Origin of the sequence: Gilvibacter sp. (assembly GCF_013214815.1) — a bacterium.
Classification (GTDB): Bacteria; Bacteroidota; Bacteroidia; order Flavobacteriales; family Flavobacteriaceae; genus Gilvibacter.
Genome location: NZ_JABSPU010000107.1, coordinates 1 through 5,217 on the forward strand (window position 1 = coordinate 1; position 5,217 = coordinate 5,217).

6 protein-coding genes are annotated in these 5,217 nt (G+C 43.0%); all 6 read left to right on the forward strand.

The genetic code is table 11. The annotated features are described in order from the left end of the window. On the forward strand, positions 1 to 724 hold a 724-nt coding region (locus HRT75_RS13970), incomplete at its 5' end, for a hypothetical protein (protein ID WP_291187991.1). Between the two features lie 24 nt (positions 725 to 748). Continuing rightward, entirely contained in the window at positions 749 to 1,948 is a 1,200-nt protein-coding gene (locus HRT75_RS13975) for a hypothetical protein (protein WP_291187994.1), read from the forward strand. Beyond that, positions 1,948 to 2,400: a hypothetical protein gene (locus HRT75_RS13980; RefSeq protein WP_291187996.1), complete on the forward strand. Its 453-nt coding sequence runs from the start codon at positions 1,948 to 1,950 to the stop codon at positions 2,398 to 2,400. The genes HRT75_RS13975 and HRT75_RS13980 overlap by 1 nt, the downstream gene beginning before the upstream one ends. Next, positions 2,397 to 3,845, forward strand: coding sequence for a LamG domain-containing protein (locus tag HRT75_RS13985; protein WP_291187998.1), 1,449 nt, complete (start codon positions 2,397 to 2,399; stop codon positions 3,843 to 3,845). Before HRT75_RS13980 ends, HRT75_RS13985 begins: the two co-directional genes overlap by 4 nt. A gap of 316 nt (positions 3,846 to 4,161) precedes the next feature. Then, on the forward strand, positions 4,162 to 4,704 hold the full coding sequence (locus HRT75_RS13990) for a hypothetical protein (RefSeq protein WP_291188001.1): 543 nt from the start codon (positions 4,162 to 4,164) through the stop codon (positions 4,702 to 4,704). A 184-nt stretch (positions 4,705 to 4,888) separates the two neighbouring features. Then, on the forward strand, positions 4,889 to 5,217 hold a 329-nt coding region (locus HRT75_RS13995), incomplete at its 3' end, for a hypothetical protein (protein WP_291188004.1).

Below are 5,217 nucleotides of genomic sequence, written 5' to 3' on the forward strand. Positions count from 1 at the left end.
TCGGGTGCCGCGTGAGTCTCGACGCAATATGATCTCTTACGATGAAGAGCTAGCGCGAAAAGTTCACGAATGGGAGATGGGGGCTGCTCTATACATTGATCAAGCTGTTCGGGATGCTATCGACACTGCCAAGGCTACCACCAGTAGCAGCAACTATTGGGGTGGATACTTCTCCGTAGTGGGAGATGCCGCGCAGATTACTCAAGCCCAGAAAAAAGACGGCTTAGTCTATATGAAGAACATTTTCATGGAAGATCAATTCTCTGAGATAAACTTCGACCTAGTAGGCAGTCACTCCTTGAACTCTGAGTTTGCGTATTGGATGAATCAAGGCGCTCAAAATGGGGAGAACCTAACATGGGCCTACAATGGCATTCGTATGTATGGTGCTCATAGTGCCAACGTGTCTACAGGTGCCAACGCTACTGGCTACATGATGGTGCCTGGCAGCATGGGCATTTATGGACGTGTCCCTGATGATTACCGAAACAACAACCCAGCAGGCACTAAGGAGTTTTCTGTTTATCAGTCTCCTACTCTTGGTCTTCCTGTAATGGTTATCCGAGATACTGCATGTATTGACGGTCAAACTGTGACTGGTCGCGCCTACGATGGTGCCACTAAGCAGGAAATTATCACGATGGGCGTTAGTTTCTGTACACTGAGTCCTTACAAAGGCACTCGCACCAATAGTGGCATCAAGAAACTGGACATTGTTCCCTAGATTCTTTGTTTTTATTACATCAGAGTGGGTGGCGAAAGCCCCCCACTCGCCTATTATTTTGATATGCTATACGATCCCATTGCAATAGACAGAATGGAAAATGTGGTTGGCTGGGCAGACTTTTATGATACTAGTGAAATTCCAGCATTGCCGCCAAGCCTAACGACTACCGAAAGCGGTTTGCGCTTTCAGGATGGGATGGGATTGGTGCGCTTGGATTACATCAAAGCACTTTTGCAAAGAGGCCGCGACCTTGAGACCTTTTTGGCAGAAATAAGAAGACGATCCATTGTGATGGTGTTAAATCGCGTAGCAATGACTAGGAGCCTCACTAACACAGGCAACGCCTTGGTAAGTGGGAAGCTAATTGGGCAGCAGTTGTATTCAGCTAACCCTTTGATTAATCAAAGTAGGTTCGTTGGCATTCGATTTAAACTCAAACAGTCTACTGGATTAAGGGTAATTATAAATCGAATAGGCTTGAGCTTGTCAGAACCGCAGACATTGACACTGTATCTTTTTAATAGCTTGAATCCGACCGTGGTTAATACGATCAACTTGGTTGTTAATAATGCTGGTCAATTTTCTTGGACAGAAGAAGATGCAGCAGTTACCATAGACGTAGATCCTGCCAATTCCAACAGTGGTGCAGTGTGGTATCTGGGGTATTATCAAGATGATCTGGTTGGGCGTGCTTATCAATACAAAACATTGAACTGGCTAAGCGGCTATTGCACTAGCTGCGGAAGTTCTGCTTATAGTTCTTATCACAAAACATGGAAATCTATTAGTGAGCACGTTGAGATGGTGCCTTTTTATGTGGCTGGTGCGTCCTTGCCTCCAAATAGGAGCGACTTTTTTGACGAACAGGATTGTGTTTTTGATCAAAGCAATAATCATGGCTTTAATTTCAACATGTCGGTATGGTGCAACTTAACCCAATACTGGATTGATAATAGGCTTGCGTTTGCTCAAGCCATTCAGATGCAAACACAGCAGCAAATCCTTGAGATGTATAAAGCCTCATCACAATCTAGTGGCATTGAGCAGAATGTTCAAGTGTTGGCACTCCGCGAACTTGAGTCAGACAAGGACACTAAAGCCATGTCACTCCCTTATCGTATTGATAAAGCAATTAGAGCTATACGATTAGATCAAGGCTCAACAAACGATCACCCTTGTCTGCCGTGCGCAAAGACAGGTTTTAAATACAGCGCAATGTAATGCTAAATCTTGGGCCTATAGAAGATTTGAAACAAAAAGTTATTTCTCTTGAGCAGTTAGTAAATTCGGCACTGCGTGATGTTTTTAATCAAAACGAGAAGTTGCTTATTGAAATTCAAACTCAGATTCAGCTTTATCAAAAAGGCCAGACATCAAAGGCAATTACCATTGTTCCGAGTTATGCCCAAAGCACAATCGGTAAAAAGAAGCGTAAGGGCGACCCATTTGATAGGGTTACATTAAAAGACACAGGTGCATTGTATAGCAGTGTTCGGTTTGAAGCATTGGATGACCGTCTAATAGTTACAACCAACGTCTCTTACACGAAGTACCTTACTGCCAAGTATGGACCCGATATTTTCGGAATCCAGAATTTAGAGATGGAGAATTTTTTAGAAAAATACTATTTGCCTTTTTACAGCGAATCGGCTAAAAATTTACTATTCAAATGAGCTCATTGCAAAATCCACTGCTCCCAATACCAACTAATCCCGTTGACATTGATCGCGCGATTGTGGATTTGCAATTGGTGTTGTCTACAAACCTGTCGTGGCTGACCCATGCATATGGCAGGACTTACAAATTGGCAGACCAAACAAAAGGGCAAACTCTTTATTTGCCAGAAGTTTATCTTGGGGGAACAGATCTGTCTAAAAGGTACTTTTCGATAACTCCCGACAACGATAAGCAAGGGCAATGCTTCTTTTTGGTGCGCCGTCTATCTATTGACTCAGATGAGTGGTTTGTAAAAGGACGCCTTAAGTATGATTTGGATCTAGTGTTTTCTGTTAACCTTGCGCTCATTAACGATGCTCTGTTAGAAACTGAGTTATTTACAGCTAATCTTGAATCGCAAGTAAGGGACGTTTTGCGCTCTAATGTCGGCAAGGGCTACAGATTAGAACTCCAAGAGGTTTTCTATGATTCTAAGGACATATGGAACGGGCTGTCCGTGGAAATTGCAACGATTGAAAAAGCGCCATTGCAGCATTTTCGAATGAAGTGCAGTGTTTTGCTAGACGAACAATGCTCGACTGTCCCCTATGATAGATGCAGTGCGCTGCAAAGGAATCTCAGCGACGAAGATAGAAATGCCTGCTTGCTGCCAACTTATGATTTTTCTAATGCTACAGTACAGTCCAATGTGACGCCTAGCCAGCAAGTCCAATTAAGCGATTGGCTTTGTACTGCTCCTGTGCCAACTAGGAAATCCATGGATATAAGCGGCACGGGGCGCATCTTTGGTCCTGTTGATCCAGTTTATGACTTTGAGTACAATACACCGTTTTCATTGAGTTGTTGGGTTAAAATAGATTCTAACGGGGTTAATAATTTATTCAATCATTACATATCCTCACCTGGCAAGGGCTATTTTTTTATTACGCTCCCTAATGGTAGCTTAAGGGTAGATCTACAAAATACGCAATCGATTAGACTTTCTATCTCAACGCCTCCTAACGCATTCCCCTTGAATGATTGGGTGCATTGCATGATGACTTACGACGGAAGCAGCACGGTGTCTGGTTTGAATATTTACGTTAATTCCGCACTCCAACTAAAAACAGCTACTACTCAGACCCTCGGCGCTAACAGCATTAGAAACGGGCTTATGTTGTTTTTTGGTCAAACAATGGACGGCTCCAACAGTCTACAAGGCAAGGTAGCAGACTTCAAAGTCTGGGATCGGGAATTGACTAGCCAAGAAGTAGTGTCTGAGTACAACGATCGCGCAAGTTTGACTGCGCCCGTTCCAAGCGGGCTAGTACTATGGTGCGAATGTGGTAACAATGCTCAATTTGGAGCATTTGATTACACAATGCCCGACAAAGCCAATGTACTAACTGGATTCCAAACATTAGGCGTTCCCATTGGGCGCGTCACAACCGACGTACCATAATGATAATTTTTGAAATAGTAAAACTGCAAGAATTAATAGTAATGCTATTATTTTGTTGGTGGCTGTCTACTTTTGTGCATAAAATACTAGGGCTTGACAGGATGGACGGATGGCTTATGCAAAAGATTCATGGACTAAAAGACGGCAGTTTAAAGAATTTCTTGAACAGCTTGTTGGCGTGTACTTTTTGTATGGACTCTCACATGTGCTTTTGGGGTGTTGGAGTACCATGTTTAATAGCTACAGGAAATGTGTCTTATTTGGCTTGCAGCATTGCTGGGGCAGGATTTAATAACTTAATCAATAGGGTAATTGCATGAGCTTGCAAATCGAAATGTACGAGGAGTTGGATGATTTGCCGATCGTAAGGAAGCATAGGCATGAATTTTACACTATGCTAGACATGGCAACTGGCTCTAGTAAAGAAAGTTTGACGCACAGAATAAATAGGGCGTTGCAGTATCTAGACATGAACGAAACGGGGGCGGCAACTACCGAGTTACATAATGCACAATTGGGCCTTAGCATGCTGCATGAGGGGGCTTCGCCTAATGGTCTTGCGTTTGCTGTTATGGTCAAAAGCATCAATGGTGTTGCTTGCGATGACATTACTGAAAACGGATTGAAATTGACCTTGCACAAGCTTAACGAGCTAGGTTTGACGCACAAAAAAGCAACTCAGATTATTGAAGCATCAAAAAAAAAATCCAAGCCCAAATGGACGTGTTTTTTCCAGAGGAAACAGGTTCAGATCTCTTGGTATCTTCTGCGCTTATCAGACAATGCCACGCGCAGCTTGATAAGATGCTGGGGAATACTACAGAGCAAGCTGTTAAGACTAGCAAAGAGGAGGTTCTAAGGCTAACAAAGCCCGAAAATTGGCACCCATCTATAAAGCCAAACATGATAGCTAAAATCCACGATTCATTTGCTCATTTGTGCATTGTTTTGCAACGATTTAGCAACCAGTCAATCGAAAGCATGAGCGCCATGCAATTTTATCAACTTAAACGGTTCGCAAGCGATCCTAAAAACCATCAATAATGGCAGAACAACAAGCGGTATTGAGCTATGATGACTTGATGAGAAAAACGGCTGCTTTTGACGATGCTATTAAGGAGATAGACAAGTTAGAGGCTCGCCTTAAGGAGTTTATGAAAACTCTGCGTCAACAGCAAATCAACCCTAACGACCTAAAGGGTATCGTTGAGTTGATAAATCAAACTACCACCCTAGAAAAGGCTCAAAGGTCTCTTAATCAACAACGCGTTAAGGCGGTAAAATCGCGCAAACAGCTCAAGGATCTAACAGACGAGGAACTAATTCAACGAGAAAAAGAACGCGCAGCCAATCGTGAACGTCTTAAGATTGC

Bases quoted from the DNA above. Each gene is read 5' to 3' on its own strand.
- HRT75_RS13990 (WP_291188001.1), top strand. From the start codon at position 4,162: ATGAGCTTGCAAATCGAAATGTACGAGGAGTTGGATGATTTGCCGATC.
- HRT75_RS13985 (WP_291187998.1), top strand. From the start codon at position 2,397: ATGAGCTCATTGCAAAATCCACTGCTCCCAATACCAACTAATCCCGTT.
- HRT75_RS13980 (WP_291187996.1), top strand. From the start codon at position 1,948: ATGCTAAATCTTGGGCCTATAGAAGATTTGAAACAAAAAGTTATTTCT.